The 18,494-nt window shown below is 66.4% G+C and carries 20 protein-coding genes, 1 pseudogene and 1 other annotated feature; of the genes and pseudogenes, 13 read left to right on the top strand and 8 right to left on the bottom strand.

Translation table 11 applies throughout. From position 1 onward, the window contains the following. Positions 1 to 29: 29 nt before the first annotated feature. The 7 genes from BJ989_RS08180 to BJ989_RS08150 form a co-directional block, all read right to left on the bottom strand. Entirely contained in the window at positions 30 to 332 is a 303-nt protein-coding gene (locus tag BJ989_RS08180) for an NADH-quinone oxidoreductase subunit NuoK (protein ID WP_179517783.1), read from the bottom strand. Continuing rightward, complete coding sequence (locus BJ989_RS08175) at positions 329 to 898, bottom strand: NADH-quinone oxidoreductase subunit J (protein ID WP_218848769.1); 570 nt, start codon at positions 896 to 898, stop codon at positions 329 to 331. The genes BJ989_RS08180 and BJ989_RS08175 overlap by 4 nt, the downstream gene beginning before the upstream one ends. After that, positions 895 to 1,875 carry a complex I subunit 1 family protein gene (locus BJ989_RS08170; protein ID WP_218848768.1) on the bottom strand — a complete coding sequence of 327 codons (981 nt, stop codon included), beginning with the start codon at positions 1,873 to 1,875 and terminating at the stop codon, positions 895 to 897. Before BJ989_RS08170 ends, BJ989_RS08175 begins: the two co-directional genes overlap by 4 nt. After that, positions 1,868 to 3,232: a hypothetical protein gene (locus tag BJ989_RS08165; protein ID WP_179517782.1), complete on the bottom strand. Its 1,365-nt coding sequence runs from the start codon at positions 3,230 to 3,232 to the stop codon at positions 1,868 to 1,870. Before BJ989_RS08165 ends, BJ989_RS08170 begins: the two co-directional genes overlap by 8 nt. Continuing rightward, positions 3,223 to 3,567, bottom strand: a complete 345-nt coding sequence (locus BJ989_RS08160) for an NADH-quinone oxidoreductase subunit A (protein ID WP_179517781.1) — start codon at positions 3,565 to 3,567, stop codon at positions 3,223 to 3,225. The genes BJ989_RS08165 and BJ989_RS08160 overlap by 10 nt, the downstream gene beginning before the upstream one ends. A gap of 37 nt (positions 3,568 to 3,604) precedes the next feature. After that, entirely contained in the window at positions 3,605 to 4,132 is a 528-nt protein-coding gene (locus tag BJ989_RS08155) for a DUF305 domain-containing protein (RefSeq protein ID WP_179517780.1), read from the bottom strand. Between the two features lie 283 nt (positions 4,133 to 4,415). Further along, on the bottom strand, positions 4,416 to 4,856 hold the full coding sequence (locus BJ989_RS08150) for a metalloregulator ArsR/SmtB family transcription factor (RefSeq protein ID WP_218848767.1): 441 nt from the start codon (positions 4,854 to 4,856) through the stop codon (positions 4,416 to 4,418). Between the two features lie 187 nt (positions 4,857 to 5,043). On the opposite strand from BJ989_RS08150, the gene BJ989_RS08145 reads away from it, so the two are divergent. The 10 genes and pseudogenes from BJ989_RS08145 (at position 5,044) to BJ989_RS08100 (ending at position 13,194) form a co-directional block, all read left to right on the top strand. Next, entirely contained in the window at positions 5,044 to 5,331 is a 288-nt protein-coding gene (locus tag BJ989_RS08145; RefSeq protein WP_179517779.1) for a transposase, read from the top strand. Beyond that, positions 5,328 to 6,206, top strand: a complete 879-nt coding sequence (locus tag BJ989_RS08140; RefSeq protein WP_179517778.1) for an IS3 family transposase — start codon at positions 5,328 to 5,330, stop codon at positions 6,204 to 6,206. Before BJ989_RS08145 ends, BJ989_RS08140 begins: the two co-directional genes overlap by 4 nt. A 348-nt stretch (positions 6,207 to 6,554) precedes the next feature. Then, positions 6,555 to 7,301: a hypothetical protein gene (locus BJ989_RS08135; protein ID WP_179517777.1), complete on the top strand. Its 747-nt coding sequence runs from the start codon at positions 6,555 to 6,557 to the stop codon at positions 7,299 to 7,301. Between the two features lie 69 nt (positions 7,302 to 7,370). Further along, entirely contained in the window at positions 7,371 to 7,625 is a 255-nt protein-coding gene (locus BJ989_RS08130) for a hypothetical protein (RefSeq protein ID WP_179517776.1), read from the top strand. Next, the gene (locus tag BJ989_RS08125) at positions 7,625 to 7,942 is read left to right on the top strand and encodes a hypothetical protein (RefSeq protein ID WP_179517775.1); all 318 of its coding nucleotides are present in this window, start codon (positions 7,625 to 7,627) and stop codon (positions 7,940 to 7,942) included. The genes BJ989_RS08130 and BJ989_RS08125 overlap by 1 nt, the downstream gene beginning before the upstream one ends. Continuing rightward, positions 7,939 to 8,730 carry a protein NO VEIN domain-containing protein gene (locus tag BJ989_RS08120; RefSeq protein WP_179517774.1) on the top strand — a complete coding sequence of 264 codons (792 nt, stop codon included), beginning with the start codon at positions 7,939 to 7,941 and terminating at the stop codon, positions 8,728 to 8,730. The genes BJ989_RS08125 and BJ989_RS08120 overlap by 4 nt, the downstream gene beginning before the upstream one ends. Continuing rightward, complete coding sequence (locus BJ989_RS08115) at positions 8,727 to 9,188, top strand: hypothetical protein (RefSeq protein ID WP_179517773.1); 462 nt, start codon at positions 8,727 to 8,729, stop codon at positions 9,186 to 9,188. The genes BJ989_RS08120 and BJ989_RS08115 overlap by 4 nt, the downstream gene beginning before the upstream one ends. A gap of 5 nt (positions 9,189 to 9,193) precedes the next feature. Continuing rightward, a pseudogene (locus tag BJ989_RS08110) lies at positions 9,194 to 10,458 on the top strand (IS3 family transposase). Then, positions 9,472 to 9,615: a sequence feature (AL1L pseudoknot), on the top strand. (Overlaps the previous pseudogene by 144 nt.) Positions 10,459 to 10,623: 165 nt before the next feature. Further along, positions 10,624 to 11,772 carry a tyrosine-type recombinase/integrase gene (locus tag BJ989_RS18750; RefSeq protein WP_179517772.1) on the top strand — a complete coding sequence of 383 codons (1,149 nt, stop codon included), beginning with the start codon at positions 10,624 to 10,626 and terminating at the stop codon, positions 11,770 to 11,772. A 312-nt stretch (positions 11,773 to 12,084) separates the two neighbouring features. Next, positions 12,085 to 13,194 (top strand): tyrosine-type recombinase/integrase, encoded by a 1,110-nt coding sequence (locus tag BJ989_RS08100; protein ID WP_179517771.1) that lies wholly within the window; start codon positions 12,085 to 12,087, stop codon positions 13,192 to 13,194. 83 nt (positions 13,195 to 13,277) lie between these two features. On the opposite strand, the gene BJ989_RS08095 is transcribed toward BJ989_RS08100, so the two are convergent. Next, positions 13,278 to 14,231 carry a hypothetical protein gene (locus BJ989_RS08095; RefSeq protein ID WP_179517770.1) on the bottom strand — a complete coding sequence of 318 codons (954 nt, stop codon included), beginning with the start codon at positions 14,229 to 14,231 and terminating at the stop codon, positions 13,278 to 13,280. 120 nt (positions 14,232 to 14,351) lie between these two features. On the opposite strand from BJ989_RS08095, the gene BJ989_RS08090 reads away from it, so the two are divergent. Genes BJ989_RS08090 through BJ989_RS08080 form a run of 3 tightly spaced genes read left to right on the top strand, consistent with a single transcriptional unit; the run spans position 14,352 to position 18,494 of the window. Then, positions 14,352 to 14,558, top strand: a complete 207-nt coding sequence (locus BJ989_RS08090) for an excisionase family DNA-binding protein (RefSeq protein ID WP_179517769.1) — start codon at positions 14,352 to 14,354, stop codon at positions 14,556 to 14,558. Beyond that, positions 14,558 to 17,818 carry a helicase-related protein gene (locus BJ989_RS08085; protein WP_179517768.1) on the top strand — a complete coding sequence of 1,087 codons (3,261 nt, stop codon included), beginning with the start codon at positions 14,558 to 14,560 and terminating at the stop codon, positions 17,816 to 17,818. The genes BJ989_RS08090 and BJ989_RS08085 overlap by 1 nt, the downstream gene beginning before the upstream one ends. Continuing rightward, positions 17,811 to 18,494, top strand: coding sequence for a DUF4391 domain-containing protein (locus tag BJ989_RS08080; protein WP_179517767.1), 684 nt, complete (start codon positions 17,811 to 17,813; stop codon positions 18,492 to 18,494). The genes BJ989_RS08085 and BJ989_RS08080 overlap by 8 nt, the downstream gene beginning before the upstream one ends.

The following is an 18,494-nucleotide window of genomic DNA, read 5'->3' as shown; positions in this document are numbered from 1 at the left end:
GACCAGCCACAGGGAGACCTGCGCCATGCTCACCCCGACAGGTCCGTCGCCATGTCGGTCATGTCGGCGCTGCGTTCCCGGTGCAACAGCGTGGCGACAGCGAAGCCCATCGCCATCTCCAGGGTCATCGCGGCGATGATCACCATCAGCAGCACCTGCCCGCTGGGATCGGGTGCGAGGAACCACCAGAAGCCGGCGGCCGCGAGGATGACCGCGTTGATCATCAACTCCAGGCCCATCATCACCATCACCACGACCTGCTGGGAAATCGCGCCATACAGGCCGACACTGAAGATCCCGGCGGCGATCAGCAGGGTCGCATCGAGCGTCATCGGCCCACCCCTCCCGCCTGCGGGTCGTCCGCGGGGCGCCGCTTCAAGTTGTCGCCGAACCGGTCGTAGCGCGTGCGGTGTGCCGCGAGCACCACACCAGCGACGATCGTGGCCACCATGACCGGGCTGATCACCGCCATCACCAGCATCTTCTCCCCCATCAGCGCCTCACCGAGCGCCACCGTCACGTCCGGCGGTGGGCTGCCGCGGCGCTCAGGCCAGTCGACGACGAGGATGCCCGCGGCCAGCCCGAGGAACGTGGCAGCGGCGACGCCGAGGGCTGCCCGGTGGTCGTGCACCATGCTCATCGGCATCAGCGCGGGGTTCATCCCCATGAACATGACCATGTAGACGGCCATGATCGCCATCTCCATGACCATCATCAGGATCGTCACCACGCCGACGTAGTTCTGCTGCAGGAAGAGCACCTGCAACCCCACCGCGATGAAGGAGAGCGCGAGCGCGTACGTCGCCCGTGCCATCGAGTCGACGTAGAAGACCGCTGCGCCGGCCAGCACCGCGACCAGCCCAAGCGCCCAGAAGGCGATGTCGAGCAGCACGGTCACGACCTCCCCACCATGACGACGGCAACAACCAGGTCCTGCAGCAGCACGGCCGGAATCAGCACCATCCAGCCCACCTCCATGAATTTGTCGGGCCGGAACGCCGGCACCCGCCGACGCAGCCACACCAGCACCGCGAGCACCGCCGCAGTCTTCACCAACACCCACGCCCACGTCGGCAGCAGCGGCCCGGCGCCCCCGCCGAGGAACATCGGGACCGCGAACGCCGCTCCGGCCGCGAGCAACGCGTACCGTCCGGTCTCGAAGACCAGCCGGTCCACGCCCGCCAGTTCTGCACGTGCCCCGCCCGCGATGTCCGTGCCGAGGGCCGGGGAGAAGGGACCCCAGACCGAGAAGGCCACCACTCCGAGCAGGTAGACGAGGAACGCCACCGGCATCCACACCGCGAACCACAGGCCCTCCTGGGCGGCCGCGACCTCGCCGACGTTCAGGCTCTCGGCGGCGATCGCCGGTGCGACGAGCGCGAACATGAGCGGGAGCTCGTAGCCGAGCCCGTGCGCCAGGAACCGGTAGCCGCCGACCAGCGAGTGCGCGGAGTTGGGTCCCCACCCGGTCAGCCACACCAGCGCCCACACCAGGACGTCCATGGCGTTGAACCACATCACGCCGACGTCGAGGTCGAAGACCGTCCACTCCCCCAGCGGAATCACCGTGACCATCAGCACGGCCGTGATGAGCAGACCACCACCGCCGGCACGCCACAGCAGGCTGTCGGCCTCGACGGTGGTACGACGCCGCTGCCGCATCAACCGCGCGGCCTCCCCGAAGGGCCTGGCCACGCCGCCCGACCCACCGCCGCCCTCGCCGCTCGCCCGCGCCGAGAGTGCTCCGTCGAGAGCCGCCGCGGCCACGACCAGCGCACCGAGGATCGCCACGGCCACGACCGCCCAGCCCGGCGCGACGGTGACGATGGTCGAATCCGTCGCGCCCGACCTGGGCATCGGCATGGGCTCAGCCATGCGACATCTCGTGCTCGGCGTGTCCGGCCCGCAGGCCGTCGAGGTCGAGGCTCGCCACGACCAGTCGCGCCGTGGCCAGGTCCAGACCCGTGACCAGGTGTGCCAGCAGGTCGGCCGACAGAGTCCTGTCGACGTCGTGCGTGTGGCCTGCCGCGTCGCCGGTGGACGCGGTTTCGTCGCCGGCCGCCGCGCGGTCGAGCATGCCGATCAGCCGGTCGTAGGCGTCTCCGCCCGCGTGCGCCGGCAGACCGAGCTGGCGCACGTCGTCCTCACTCAGCGGCCGGACGCCACGCAGGGACCAGCGCAACGTCCAGGAACGCCGCACCCTGCGGCGAAGCCTTGCGACCCGGCCGACCGTCGGATCGTCGCCGGGCGCGAGAACGACGTCGCGGAGGCTGCGCGCCTCGGCAGCGGCGTCGTCCCACCCGGCCAGCGCCAGCAGCGAGGCGATGTTGTCGAGCCGGCGGGCGAGCGGTGCGGCCGCGGCCTCGCGAGGCTGCTCGCCGTCCAGGAGCTCGGCCCGCGCCTCGGTTACGACGTCACCCTGAAGCGAGCAACGGAGCACCAGCCCCGCCGGCCAGTGTGGCAGCACGGGCCCCAGCCGAACGTCCAGGACATCCATCTCCAGTCCGTCACGGTCGTCGCCGCCCTGGGCCAGCGGGATCCCGGACGGGGACATGTCCATATCGCCGTGCCTTCCGTGGTCCATCCCCTCATGGCCACCGCCGTGGTCCATTCCCTCGTGGCCATCGCCGTGGTCCATTCCCTCGTGGCCACCCCAGTGGTCCATGCCGCCGTGGCCACCCCCGTGGTCCATGCCGCCGTGGTCCATGCCGCCGTGGTCCATGCCGCCGTGGTCCATGCCGCCGTGGTCCATGCCGCCGTGGTCCATGCCGCCGTGGTCCATGCCGCCGTGGTCCATGCCGCCGTGGTCCATGCCGCCGTGGTCCATGCCGCCGTGGTCCATGCCGCCGTGGTCCATGCCGCTGTGCTCGGCGAGCAGCTCGGACGCGGCGGGGCGCTGCCGTGCATCGTCCATGTGGTGGTCGGTGTCAAGGAGCCTGCTATGGGCGCCGTCGAGGCATGGGGCAACGTCATCGTCCTCAGTCACGCCCACGCGCACCCGCGGGCCCGGCATCTGGTGCCACACCAGTTCCACGGCCTCAGCCAGCTGCGGCCCAGGCTTGCCACAGACCACAAGCACGTCCGCGTCCGCCGGCGCGAACGCGAGGCTCCACCCTCGGGCGAGCACCTCACGCTCAACCATCGCCCGGGTGCGCCACCACCCCGGGGTCTCCACCACAAGGACATGGGCGTGCCGCGCCGCCGCACGCGCGACCATGTCGCTCAGACCCACCGCAGCGCTCCCTCGCGCCAGGCCCACAAGACAGCGACAAAGAGTGCTGCAAGGAAGAGGAACATCTCCACGACCGCGGTCGCCCCGACCTGGGCGACAACGACCGCCCACGGGTACATGAACAGCATCTCCACATCGAAGGCCAGGAACAGCAGCGTCGCCAGGTACCAGCGCGCGTGGTAGCGCGACAGTGCGTGCTGCTCCGCGATCGCCCCCGAGTCGAAGGGGAGGACGATGAGCGGGTCGGACGCCACGGTGAGCAGGCGCTGAATGCCGTAGGTGCCCAGGACCACCAGAAGAGCCGTTGCGCCGGCGATCGCTATGCCGGTGTACATCGTCCGCTCCTGGCCGGCCGCGGGCGTGCTGTGCCGGTCATCCCGTGGGGCACTGTCGCTCGGCCGGCCGGTCGAAGTCGGGGACCGGGCGTGCCTCCGCCTCCGCCGGGGTATCGGCCTCCCCGTTCTCGGCGATGTCCTGGATGAGCCAGTCCATCTCGAGGATCTCGCGCCGCTGCGCCTCACTGATCTCCACCGCCAGCTCGCACACTCGGACGTCCGTCAGCTCCGAGCGCTCCGAGCGGGTGATCGCCAGCGAGTGGTGCGGGATCATCGCCCGCATGAACGCCCGGTCCTGGACCGTGGCCTGGCTACGGTCCAGGAAGATCCCTCCGGCCAGCAGAAGAAGGCTCACCCCGACGATGACCAGATTGAGCCGGGTGCTCTTGTACATGTTGAGCATCCAGGCCAGCATGACCAGGCCCATGGTGCCGCCCATGGTGAGCGCCATGAACAAGCGGCTCTCGCTCCAGCGGACGTGGCTCCACTCGTAGGTGCCGGCGAACATCGCCCAGTACATGACCACCATCGCGGTCAGGATCATCGCCGCGAAGCGGAGGTACATCTTCCGCTCGTGCTGTTTGTGCTGGTCGTGCTCGGAGTGCTGGTCCTGCCTCTCTGCATGCTCATGCTCAGATTCCTCTCGTCATTGATAGCTCCTCATTGATCGCACGTCCCGCCCCCCGCGGCTCCGGGGTCAAGGAGCGTGCGCCCGGCGGCGGGCAGGCACCGGAGGCTCCCTGCGCGGCTTGCTGGCACGGACGGCTCCTGCCCGTGGTGCGATGACATGGGGAGTGGTCCTTCCCGATCGAGGTGGGTTGCGGTGGTTGATGTCATTCATCTTGGCGTCAGCCGTCGTCGTCGGCCGGAGCGCGAGACATTTCGATGAGCTGACGTAGGCAGTGCTGTCGAAGTGGCTCGGGAAAGCCCTCTGCGAGCCGGTAGTACACGATCCGGCCCTCCTTCCGTCGTGTAACCAGCCCGGCGGTACGGAGCAGCCGGAGTCCGTAGGAGACCGCGTCCTCGCTCACCGACAAAGCAATGGCGAGGTCGCCCACACAGAGTTCGTCGACCACGTCAAGGGCGTACAGCAGTCGCGTCCGAGTGGGATCGGCTATCAATGAGAGCACGCTGGTGAGCCGGTCCCCCTCCGCTGCTGATGGCAGGCGCTCGCGGGCCATGGCAACCCGTCTCGAGTCGACCGGGTGCCCGTGCCGCTTGCCGCGACCGGTGATCTGGTCGGGCTCGTCCTCCCAAGCGCGCACAAGCTCGTCGTCGGTCACGGTCACTGAAGTACCCAACATCCGTGTGGTTATGCGGGTGATGCTGTATTGGGGGGCTACAGGCGTCAGCAGAGTGGCGGATCCAGGCTCACCAATCGGACGGATGACCCGTCGCCGTAACCAGAGAGGAGCCTGACCCGGTAGTCCGGACACCTGATCTGAGGGGACACTGCCTCTCGGAAGGGAGTTCGCGATGCCTGCACCACATCCGCTGGAGTTCCGTCAGCGAGCCGTCGAGCTGGCCCGCATGGGCGAGAAGCCGGTCTCTGCGATCGCCAAGGATCTCGGGATCAGCGAGTCGTGCCTGCGCAACTGGATGAGCCGCGCGGACGTCGACGAGGGCCTGAAGGAAGGGCTCTCGACCGACGAGCGCGCCGAGCTCGTGCGACTGCGTCGCGAGCTGCGCGTCAAGGACATGGAAATCGAGATCTTGAAGCGGGCCAGTGCCTACTTCGCTAGGGAGAACGTCCTTCCAAAATGATGTTCCGGCTGGTCCAGGAACTCGCCGATGACGGGATCGACGTCGCGGTGACCTGCCGGATCTTGAAGGTCTCTCGATCAGGGTTCTACGAGTGGCGCGACCGGCCACCCTCGGTGCGGGATCTCGAGGACGCCTACCTGGCCAACACGATGGTCGACATCCACGCCATGTCGCGTGGCACCTACGGCACCCCGCGGGTCCACGCCGAGTTGCGGATGGCTCTCGACGTTCGGGTCGGTCGCAAGCGAGTCGCGCGGCTGCTTCGGCTGACCGGGCGTTCGGGGATCGGCGGGAACACCCACAAGAAGCGGCGCAAGCAACCGATGCCGGCCCCGCACGAGGACCTCGTGCAGCGCCAGTTCGTTGCTGATGAACCGAACCGTCTGTGGTGTACCGACATCACCGAGCACCCCACGACCACCGGGAAGGTCTACTGCTGCGCGGTCCTCGACGTTTTCAGCCGCGCCATCGTGGGCTGGTCGATCGCCGACCACATGCGCTCAGACCTGGTCGTCGATGCCCTGCAGATGGCCACCTGGCGACGCCACCCCGAGCCCGGCACGATCGTCCACGCCGACAGGGGCAGTCAGTACACCAGCTGGGTCTTCGGCCACCGGCTGCGCACCGCGGGGCTGCTGGGATCTATGGGCCGGGTGGCCTCGTCAGTCGACAACACGATGATGGAGTCGTTCTGGGCCACCATGCAGCGCGAGCTGCTCGACACCCGCCGCTGGACCAGCCAAGAGCAGCTCGCCTCCGCGATCTTCGAATGGATCGAAGCCTGGTACAACCCGCGACGTCGCCACACCAGCCTCGGGATGCTCAGCCCCGTCGAGTTCGAAACGCTTCACACCGCCGCAGAAACAGCTGCATGATCACCACACCAACCGTGTCCGGGGAACCGGGTCAGGCTCCGTCGCACCTACTCCTCGGGTCCGGATCACAACGAGCGCCTGGACGAGGCCGCAGCTCACGTCGGAGTGGAGCGCATCCACCCACTTGGCGCCACTCTCCCGACCCTGAACCCGACCTCGATCAGCATGAACGACGTCAGCAAGATCTTCACCGTCGTTCCGCTCGGCGCCGACATGTCCCTCATGCCCGAGAACATCCGGGCACTGACTTCTCCGTAGAGCCCGCCTACGGGCCTCACGGTGCTGAAGACCGCGTTCTCCCTTGCACGATCCCCGATTCACCCGCGGACCAGCAATTAGAGTCGGCGCATGGGGCGCATCAAGGGGCACTACGAGTGGGACGACGACGACCTCACCCCTGGCCAGAAGAGGGAAGGTGGCCTTCACCAGAACCTCTTCGACAGCGAGGGCAACCTCAAGGGCAGCGCTCGATTCATCCCCGACGACGGTAGCGAGCCCGAGCCTCTTGTCGTCACTGAGACGGTCTACGTCCCCGTCGAACAGCGGCGCCGCACTCGCGAAGAGGAAGAACTCGAACAGTTCATCGCTGACCTGGTCTCCCACTTGATCGACCGCGGGATCGCCAAAGCCAAGCCCCTCGCAGAGCAATGGTGGCGGGAAACGGCTCGCCCAGCCATCGACGCGCGGCGGGCCAAGATGCGCGAGCGACGCTCACTCCGCCTGGCGGAGAAGAAGGCTGTCCCTGTCGAGGCGACTGTTGTCGAGCCCTCGCGGGAACTGGCTGAGGCGCCGGCAGAAGACCGCCCCAGCATGTCGAGTGCGGAGGCGCAGGCACGCTACCTCGCGGCCCTCGCCGCCCGCGCGTACAGCGACGAGCAGATGAGGCTCGTAACAAACGCCAACATCGTCGATGGCGAAGGCGTGCCCGAGCTGCAGCGCTCTCTGGCCGAACTCCCGTCTGACCAGGTCAAGAGCTTGCTGGAGGCCATGGCGACCAACCCCGCCATGCTGGGCGAGGACACCCTGGCTGAACTGGCAAGCATCCTCGGGCGACGAGATCGCTCGGGATCTGGCGAATTGCCTCAGCTTCGCTAGACGGATGGCTGGCCTGCGTCGCCAGCCGTTCACGCCCTGCCGAGGAGCCCGGCGTGCCACGATTCACCTGTGGCATTCTTCAAGCCTAGCGAGGCCGTGAGGGCCAAGAAGATCGGGGCTCACGCCCGCTACGTCGACGAGGACGTCCAGCGCGTCGACCTCAAGGTCACTAATACCGACGGCGAGACGGTCACCATCGACCTCAGCCTCGACCAGACCCGCCAGCTCGTCATCGACCTGACCAACGCCTACGGGGCCTGGCGGCCGGCGCTGCTGGACCAGAAGCAGGTCGACCGGATCACCTCGTACTTCGGGATGCGCTGATGACCCGCTACGAGTACGACGAGGAAGCCAGCGAGGCCTGGCACATGGACGTCGTACACGAGGTCGACGACTCCCCCACACCGGTCTCCCGGTGGGTGGACGCGATGCGTCGCCTCAACACGATCAACGACCCGCTCGCCCGCAAGCTCCTGGCACTGCACCGCGACTGCGGGGCCGGCACGGGCGTCTGCGACTCGCTCGATGACGACCCGGACCCCATGGATCGCCGCTCGACCTGGGGCTGTGAGACGACCGGCCTCATCGCCGACCACTTCGGCGTGGAGTACCCGCAAGGCTCGCCGAGCGATCGCCCGTGAGCTCGCACGACTCCAACGCTCGGCTCGTTGACCTCATCCTGGCCGGCCTCAGCCGAGCCGACGAGCTCGGCCGAGCACGGGTGCCGCTCAAGCTCTACCGCCCCGAGGAGCAGGAAGAACTCCTCACGCTCCTCCACGCCTACTTGTGGGACACCGCCGCGCCCTACGACGACGAATGGCATCGCTCCCCCGGCAACATCATGACCCTGTGGGCCGAGTTGCTCGAGATCGGCAAGGAGACCCGTCACCGCCTGATCCCTCTCCGCACTGACCTGGTCAAGGTCCTCACGCAGCGAGGCCTGGGCTACCGGACGCACCCACGGTCAGTGCCAGTGCTCGTTCGCGAGTACAGCGGTCCGATAGAGACCCCAGTCCACCCCGGCGACCCACGCGCGACCTCGAGCACGATCGCCGTCGGAGCCTGGGGAGCCGGTTACGGAGATGCAGCCACGAACCGCAAGGTCGAACTGGCCGCCGAGGCCGTGGTCCAGCGCCACTACGAAGCGGCCGGTTGGACAGTCACCCGCGTCGCCCTCCTCAAGTGCGGCTGGGACCTAGCCGCGGCCCGCGACAGCGAGGAGCGCCACCTCGAGGTCAAGGGCGTGTCGAGCTCGATGCCCTCGATCCTGCTAACCCGCAACGAGCTGCGCAGCGCCGAGACCGACCCCGACTGGCTCTTGGCCGTGGTGACCAACACGCTCACCGATCCGACGCTCCTCGAGTTCGATCGAGAGTCTGTGACCGCGGCCGCCGATCCGACCGTCTACCGCGTCAACCTCGCTCAATGACCTCAGCGATGGACGTGAGCGCCGACCCGCGCACCCAGGAGGCTTGGGCAGCGGCCAAGCAGTCGGTGTCCCTCGCGATGCCGACCGCTCGGGTGTGGAGACGCCTCCTCGCCGAGCTCGACCAGAGCGAGCTCGTGCTGTACCTGGACGTCCTCACCGACGGCTCTCGGGACGTGTTCGTGGCCGTCACCTCCGAACGCCTGCTGTCGTGGACGCTGATGACCGACCGATTCCGGAGGATGGTGCGCCGCAACGTTCAGGTCACGGAGCACACGCGGACGGTGAACGGCGTGCTGCGCCTTTCGGACGGGAGCTCTTCGACGCCGCTGCGTCTGGTGGGGCGGCCGGAACAACGCTCGGCTCTCTTGAAGGCACTGCGGCTGCCGGCGGACGCCCGGCCGATCAGCCCAGTGTCGCGTGCCGGGTCTGATGGAGGCTCTCATTCCACAGAAGGATGAGAGTCATGGCAGCACCGAGGAAATATCCCGAGGAGCTTCGGGAGCGGGCGATCCGGATGGCGGTCGACCTGCGGCGTGACCCGGCGACGAAGACGGGCGCTCTGCGTCGGGTCGGTGAGCAGTTGGGGATCAACCCCGAGACGCTGCGCAACCGGGTCCAGCAGGCCGAGATCGACGAGGGGCACCGCCCCGGCGTGACCACCGCCGAGGCGCAGCGGATCGTCGAGCTCGAGCGTGAGGTTCGCGAGCTGCGGCGGGCGAACGAGATCTTGCGGACGGCGTCGGCGTTTTCGCCGCGGCGGAGCTCGACCGCAAGTTGAAGTGACCACGGCGGTGCTGGTCGATTACATCGACCAGCACCCGCGGCCGGTTCGGGGTCGAGCCGATCTGCACCGTCCTACGACGGGCCGGGATGCAGATCGCCCCGAGCACCTACTACGCCGCCAAGGCCCGGCCGCCGTCGGCGCGAGCGGTCGCCGACGAGCAGCACCTGCAGGTGCTCCGCCGGGTGCACTCGGAGAACTACGGCGTCTACGGGGTGCGGAAGATGCACGCCGAGCTCAACCGGCGCGGCCACCGGATCGCCAGGTGCACCGTGCACCGGCTGATGCGCGCCGACGGGCTCCGTGGGATCAGCAGAGGCAAGGGCCCACGCACCACGATCCCCGGGAGCGGACCCGACACGAGGCCGGACCTGCTGGACCGCGACTTCAAGGCGCCGGCACCGAACCGGGTCTGGGTCGCCGACATCACCTACTGCCGCACCTTCGCCGGCTGGGTCTACGCGGCCTTCGTCATCGACGTCTACTCCCGCCGCGTCGTGGGCTGGCAACTGTCGAAGAGCCTGCGCACCGACCTGGCGCTGGACGCCCTCGAGATGGGCCTGTGGACTCGCCAGCACGCCGGCCAGGACACCACCGGCGTGATCGCACACTCCGACAAGGGCGTTCAGTACCTCGCGGTGCGCTACACCCAGCGACTGGCCGAGGCCGGCGCCGTCGCGTCGGTCGGGTCGACAGGCGATTCCTACGACAACGCCCTGGCCGAGGCGTTCAACTCGCTGTTCAAGGCCGAGCTGGTCCAAAACAAGGGACCGTGGAAGATCATCGACGACCTCGAGATCGCCGTCGCGGAGTACATCGACTGGTTCAACCACCGACGCCTGCACGGCGAGATCGGACTCGTCCCACCCGTCGAGTTCGAGGACGAGCACTACCGGCACAACCCCGCCCCGACTACCGTCGGCGCGTCAGTTCAGAGCCTCCACTGAACCCGGCACGCGACACTTCGCCACCGCCGACTCCGCCCGAGGCCGGGCGCCGGCGCACAACGCGCTCGGCTCGATGACACGCCGTCGCCGCCCCGCACCCGGCTTGCGAGCGACCGGCTGATGGGCCGGCCTCCTCTCCCCATCGATGCGCACGGGCGCATCACCGTGTCCGAGGCCCGCCCGGGCGTCTACCGCGCGCTGACGCGCTTCCGTGACGTCGACGGCGTCACCCGCCGAGTGACTGCGACGGCTCGGACGGAGGCGGCCGCCGAACGTGAGCTGAAGCGACTCTGCGCCGAGCGGGTTGCCCCCTCCGAGCACCTCATGACGGGATCGATGAAGGTCCGCGACGCGGCCGCGGCCTGGCTGGCCTCCATCGAGAACTCGACGTACCGAGAGGCCTCGACGCATGCCGAGTACAAGCGGCTCGTCGACAAGGTCATCAACCCGGCCCTGGGGAGTCTCCGGCTCTCCGAGCTGAACGCGGGACGCTGCGAGCGCTTCATTCACGGCCAGCCGACGGAGTCACGCCGGAAGAAGGTCAAGACGGTCCTCGGAATGCTCATGGCATCGGCTGTCCTCGATGGCGCCATTCCATCGAACCCGGTGCGGGAGACCTCACGGCTCCGGCGGGACGTCAAGCAGGTCCGCGCCTTGTCTGTTGAGGACCTGAACGCTGTCCGCAGCGCGGTCGCGGCGCACATGGAGGGGCAGCGGGCGAAGCCGGGACCGAACCCGCGCCCCGACCTACGCGACGTCATCGACCTGATGCTCGCGACCGGTGCGCGCATCGGCGAGGTGCTTGCCCTTCGCTGGGTGGACGTCGACCTGGCCGCCGCGCAGCCTGTCGCCTACATCAACGGCACCATCAAGACTGAGACGGGCAGGGGCACTTACCGCAAGGCGAAGCCGAAGACGGACGCCTCCATCCGAAGCGTCGAGCTGCCTCCCTTTGCCGTGGAAGTGCTGCTGCGGCGTCGGGTCGAGCAGCCGCCGAACCACTTCAACGCGGTCTTCGCGACCCGCAACGGCACGTGGCACCAAGTCGGGAACATGGAGCGGCGCTGGCGAGCCGTTCGCAAGGACGCTGGCCTCGACTGGGTCAAGCCGCATCTCTTCCGCAAGACCGTTGCGACGCTCATCGACCGGCTCGCCGACAAGGAGACCGCTGCTCGACAGCTCGGCCACTCCTCCTCAGCCATCACCGCTGAGTTCTACATCGAAAAGGATCGGTCCGCCCCGTCCGTCAGCCACATCTTGGAGGCCTTCGCCGGGCCGCGCAGGACGCCGACCGCGGACGAAAACGACCAGTAAACGGCCAACAGCGCTGGGAGCCTCAAACAGCAAACAGCCCCTGACTCGCGTTTCCGCAGGTCAGGGGCTGTTTCTTCGTAGCGGGGGCAGGATTTGAACCTGCGACCTCTGGGTTATGAGCAGTTCTTCCGGCGTGTCGCGCCACCTGTCGCCGAGCGCAAGATTCGCGTAAACTCGCAGGTCAGAGGCCACTTCGGATTCCATGGACGTCCAGGTCGATCCAGCCGGATCCGGCAACGTTTGCGGACAAATTGCGGACGACGAAGGTGGACTTACACCGCGAAAGAGGTCGCGCCAGGAAAGAGGTCGCAGATGGCTTGGGTGAAGGAACGACACGGTGCCCGCGGCACCACCTACACCGGCTGCTACCGCGACCCCGACGGCCGAGAGCGGTCTGCCGGATCGTTCCCCTCCCGCCGCGAGGCACTGCGGGCGGCCCACCGGGAGGAGCAGCGCGTGCTGTCCGGCTCCTGGCACGACGCGAGCCAAGGAGAGATCACGTTCTTCGACTACGTCGAGAAGGAGTGGCTTCCCCACAAGCACCTCGAGGTGACGACGCGGGCCTCGTACGTCTCCTATCTGAACAAGCAGTTCTATCCGGCGTTCGGGAAGAAGAAGCTCAACAAGATCTCGCCCATGGTGATCCAGGACTGGGTGACGACGGCGTACGACGAGGGCCTCTCGCCGCGCTCGATCAAGAAGTACCACGTGTTCCTGTCGTCGATCTTCCGGCGGGCGGTCCGCGACCGGATCCTCGTCTACAACCCCTGCGACCACACCGAGCTGCCGAAGGTGATCGCGCGGAAGTCGCGGACCCTGACGCCCGAGGAGTTCGAGCGGCTGGTTGCCGCTGTGCCGCAGCAGTATCGGCTGATGCTGGAGACCTTCATCGAGACAGGGATGCGCTGGGGCGAGCTGATCGCGCTCCGTCCACGGCACATCGACTTCCTGCGTCGCACGATCAGCGTGGAGGAGACGATCGTGGAGACATCCAAGGTCCACTCCCCCACCGGCGAACGCTTCATCGTCAAGCCCTACCCGAAGAACAACGAGCCCCGCACCTTCGGCGTCCGTCAGGCATGGCTCGACGCCATCGCCGAGCACGTCCGGGCGAAGGAGCTCGGCCGCGATGACCTGTTGTTCGCGACCAAGGTTGGCACCCCGATCTCGCGCAACAGCTTCCGCACCCACGTCTGGCTACCGGCCGTGAAGGCCAGCGGCGTCGACTTCCCGGTCCGCGTCCACGACCTTCGACACGCCCACGCTTCTTGGCTGCTGGCCGGCGGATCGGACCTGAAGTCGGTCATGGACCGGATGGGCCACCACCAGATCCAGACGACGCAGAAGTACCTCCACTCCCTCCCCGACGCGGACCAGAAGAACCTCGACGCCCTTGACCGGGTCGCCGGCAGACATGGATAGCAACAATGCTTGACCGCGGGAGGTCGCGCTTGACAGCTCCTCTGACGAACGCCACTGCTAGAGGCCTTCTCGGGCGGCTCCGTTCACACGAAGACCACGGTCAACGATCCTGGCCTGTCGCCATAGAGGTGGTCGAACAGCCGTGCGGCGAAGTCCTCGCGCTCACTATCGAGTGCACCAGGGAGGCCACCGGACTCCACAAGCGGCTCCGGCCCGTCTGGAGTGGTGTCGTCGTCGTCATCTATTGGAGTCGAATCTGCAGCGGCTTCGCCTCTCGCCCGGCGCAATGAGGCCAGAGCCGCCAGTCCACGCCAGCGGTTTGAAAGGCCGTATTCCCAAGGCCAGCTGTTGGCCGCGGGGACTCTGTCGACGCTCTGCCCAGCGGGAACGAGCGGGATCGGCGCCGCCATGATGCCGCGAGCCGTCGCCATCCGAGATGGACGACCACGAGCGCCATCCATCATGTCCCAGTAGTACAACCCACCGAGTCCCGGAGCGTTCACGGAAGTCGCTGTCCGAGCCCACCACGCCGAGCGTTTGGGGCTCGTGATGCCGTGAGCCACAGGGAGCGCCCTCTGGTACAACGCGAGGTAGCCCTGCATCTGGTGAAGTTGGCCGTTCCATCGGAACGTAGGCGCTGCCAGATGACCAGCGTGGACATCAGTCAAAGCGGACTTGAGTACGTACTCGCCGGTTGCCAGATCAAGTTCCTTGACCAACTTGGCTTGGTAGACACGGACCGTGCGGACCGCATCGACGATCGCCAGATCTCCTCCGAGCACCTGCGCCTCAACACCGGAGGATACGGCGTAGGTTCTGTCCTCGGGGCCGTGGCGCCAGAGCGCCGTCATGGCAGCATCCGTTACCCCGAGCTCGCTGAGCGCCCAGGGCGCCGGCCGCCCCGTCATGACCCGGCCGCGATGCATCCGCAGGGCGGATCCGCGTAGTTCGACGGTCTTCGCGTACTCCTGCATGAGGGCCCGTGCCCTCCACGAGGCGATCCCCATGGCGCCAGCTAGCAGATGAATGTCGGCCACGCAGCAAGTGTGGTGTAGGTCGGTGCCGGTCGGCGTGGAAACCCGAAAGCCGGCGGGTCACACGGAGAAATCGGCAAGAACCGGCACAGACCGGTGGCAATCCCCACTAACGTCGGATGAGTGACTGAGCCCTGGGTGTCTGCTGACGCGATCGCCGAGCATCTCGGCGTCACGAAGGACAGCATCTACACCTGGATCGCAAAAAGGGACATGCCCGCCCACCGGGTCGGACGTCTATGGAAGTTCAAGGTCACCGAGGTCGACGACTGGGTGCGCTGCAGCGGCGCCGACGAATCCGCGAGGCCCTCCAAGCAGAGGGCGGACTGATGGAGGTTATCGACAACCTCAACAAGCTGCTCGGCGATGACATCAAGGTCGAGCTCAACCGCGGTTCCAAGCTCCGCATCGCCGCGTCGACGTTCTCGATCTACGCCTTCGAGGCACTCCGCAAGGAGTTGGAGGGCGTCAAGGAACTTGAGTTCATCTTCACCGCACCGACCTTCGTCGCCAGTCAGGCAACCGACAAGGCAATGAAGGAGCGACGGGAGTTCTACATCCCACAGGCCAAGCGCGAGTCGAGTCTCTACGGCTCCGAGTTCGAGATCCGGCTGCGCAACAAGCTCACCCAACGGGCAATCGCCCGGGAGTGCGCGGACTGGATCAAGCGCAAGGTCACCTTCAAGTCGAACAAGACCGGCGCCCCGATGCAGCAGTTCGCTGTGGTCGACGACCGCGCCGCCTACATGCCGCTCCAGGGCTTCACGTCGGCCGATCTCGGCTACGAGCGCGGCGACGCGGTATCCAACCTTGTGAACAAGATCGACGAAGCCCCTCTCGCTTCGGCCTACCTTTCAACGTTCGATCAGATCTGGTCGAGCCCGCAACAGGTCGAAGACGTCACAGAGCTTGTCCGCGACCACATCGCCAGCGTCTACGCCGAGAACAGCCCCGAGCGGATCTACTTCCTGATCCTCTACAACTTGTTCTCGGAGTTCCTCGACGACATCAGCGAGGATGTACTCCCCGACGACCTGACAGGCTGGCGCGACTCAGAGATCTGGAAGAGGCTCTACAACTTCCAGCGCGACGCCGCCGTGGGCATCATCAACAAGCTGGAGACGTACAACGGCTGCATCCTCGCTGACAGCGTCGGCCTCGGGAAGACCTTCACGGCACTCGCGGTCATCAAGTACTACGAGAGTCGCAACAAGTCCGTCCTCGTGCTCGCGCCGAAGAAGCTCGAAGACAACTGGACGACCTACAACAGCCCCTATGTCACCAACCCCTTCTCAGCCGACCGGTTCAGCTACCACGTCCTCGCCCACACCGACTTGTCCCGCGACAAGGGCTACTCCGGGCAGCTCGACCTGAGCAAGGTCAACTGGGGGAACTTCAACCTCGTCGTGATCGACGAGTCCCACAACTTCCGCAATGCCGACTACTCCGAGGAGAAGGAGAGCCGCTACCAGCGGCTCATGCGCAAGGTGATCCAGAGTGGCGTGAAGACGAAGGTCCTCATGCTGTCAGCCACGCCAGTCAACAACCGCTTCAACGATCTCAAGAACCAACTCCAGCTCGCCTACGAAGGCGAGTCAGAGCAACTCTCCGCGAAGCTCGACATCAGCAAGTCGGTCGAGCAGGTCTTCCGCGAAGCCCAGGTCGCCTTCAAGAAGTGGTCCGAACTGCCCGCCGAGGAGCGCACCACCGATGCGATCCTACGGATGCTCGACTTCGACTTCTTCGAACTCCTCGACGCGGTCACCATCGCGCGCTCCCGCAAGCACATCCAGTCGTTCTACGACACGGCCGACATCGGCGCGTTCCCTAGCCGTCTCCCGCCGGAGTCAATCCGCGAACCGCTGACCGACCTCCCCCACGCGCCGACGTTCAACGAGATCTTCGACCAGCTCCAAGTGCTCAATCTCGCTGTCTACACCCCGCTGTCGTATGTCTTCCCCAGCAAGATGCAGAAGTACGTGGACAGGTACGCAGTCCAGGGCGGCACGGCACGCGGCAACCTCGGCATGGCCGGCCGCGAGCAGGGACTGAAGACGCTGATGACGGTCAACCTGCTCAAGCGCCTGGAGAGTTCGGTCGAGGCTTTCCGAATCACGCTCCGCAAGGTCGAAGCCGCCATCGATCACGCTCTGGAGGACCTCGACGACAAGGACGGCCAGATCGCCGACATCGGCGCGGCTTTCGGCGACATCGAGGCCGACGACGACGACTTCGAGGTCCCGTCCACCCCATCGGTCGGCAAGAAGTACCAGATCGATCTCAACGACATGGACACCACGTCGTGGCGCAACGACCTGTGGCACGACCGCGAGACCATCCGTGAGCTTGTCGACGCGATGGATCTCATCACTCCGGAGCACGACCGCAAGCTCCAACGGCTCCAGCAAGTCATCAGGGGCAAGGTCGCGCGCCCGCTCAACGGCGACAACAAGAAGGTGCTGCTCTTTTCGGCCTTCGCCGACACTGCCCGCTATCTCTACGCCAACCTGGAGCAGACCGTCCACTCCGACACCTCGCTCGAGCTGGGACTGGTCACCGGCTCCACGCATCCCAAGACGACACTGGGCGACGGCTTCGACTTCCAGAAGCTCCTGACTTTCTTCTCCCCAGGCTCCAAGGACAAAGCAGTCGTCTTCCCGAACGAGCCCGGTGAGATCGACCTCCTGATCGGCACCGACTGCATCTCGGAAGGCCAGAACCTCCAAGACTGCGACTACGTCGTCAACTACGACATCCACTGGAACCCGGTGCGGATCATCCAGCGCTTCGGCCGCGTGGACCGCATCGGGTCCAAGAACTCCGTGATCCAGATGGTCAACTTCTGGCCCGACATCAGCCTGGATGAATACATCAACCTCAAGGAGCGCGTCGAGAACCGCATGGTGATCGCCGACCTCGCGGCCACGGCGGACGACAACCTCCTCACACAGGAGTCCAACGACACCAAGTTCCGCAAGGAGCAGCTCCGCCGCCTCCAGGACGAAGTCATCGAGCTGGAGGACGTCCGAACGGGCGTCTCCATCACGGACCTCGGACTCAACGACTTCCGCATGGACCTGCTCAACTACATGGAGAAGTACGGCGACCTCGCCTCATCGCCCAAAGGCCTCCATGCAGCCGTCCCCGCCAACCCCGAGCGCGGCCTTCGCCCCGGCGTGATCTTCGCTCTGCGCAGTGTCGATGAGCAGGCGACGCTCAACCGCCACAATCGCCTCCACCCGCACTACCTGATCTATCTCGACACCGACGGCAACGTCATGACCGACCACACTGAGGTCAAGCAACTCCTCGACCTGATCCGGGCGAGCTGTCAGGGTGCGCACGAACCGATCCCGGCCGCCTACCGAGTCTTCAACGAGCTCACCAGTGAAGGTGCCGAGATGGGCGCCTACTCCAATCTGCTCAACGAGGCGATCAACTCCCTGATCGACGTCACCGAGAAGCGCGATATCGACAGCCTCTTCTCGGGGGCGAAGACCACCGCGTTGCAGCAGACCTTCGAGGGACTCGATGACTTCGAACTGATCGCCTTCCTCGCCATCGTCGAGACCGAGGGTGTCGGTGACTGAGCTGATCCAGTGGCCCGAGACCGCGAAGGTCGACCGGGTCATTCCGAAGGAGCGTCTATACGCCGAGGCCAGCGCGGGCGCCGCTCTCAAGCAGCGCTTCGTGGACGAGGTTCAGCGCGTCCGCTGGGCCTACAAGCTCGGCGAGGAGTCATTGCGCCTCGCACCGGGTGAGACCGTCACGGAGATCCAGGTCTTCGTCGTGGATCTGAAGGGCTCCGGTCTCGACAAATCGGTGCTCGCCTCGATCGATAAGGCGATCCCCAGCCAGATCATCTTCGAGCTGCGCCGCGAGGACGGCCTCTGGACCGAGCAGGCGATGACCGCCGCTTACAAGCGGGCCGGAGGCAAGACCAAAGGCACCGACTACTTCCGCACTGGTTGGATCAGTGGCGACCAGCCGCGTGTCCCGCTCCCCACGGCGCTCGACATGGACGGCCTGTACACCCAACTGCTGGGCCGCCTGCTACCCCACCCCCTCTGGCCGGCGGAGAAACTGTCGGACGCTCTCGACAGGATGGGACGCGTCCGCGGGCTCAACCGCGAGGTCGCCGCCCTGGAGAAGAAGCTGCGCACCGAACCGCAACTGAATCGCAAGATCGAACTCCGCAGGCAGATCAAGGAACGCACCACCGTGCTCGACGAACTGACCGCCCCCGTACCAAGCAACAAGGAATGA

It is taken from the genome of Nocardioides perillae (genome assembly GCF_013409425.1).
GTDB lineage: Bacteria > Actinomycetota > Actinomycetes > Propionibacteriales > Nocardioidaceae > Nocardioides > Nocardioides perillae.
The sequence above is the reverse complement of the archived record's forward strand: the minus strand, read 5'-3'. Positions and strand labels throughout refer to the sequence as shown.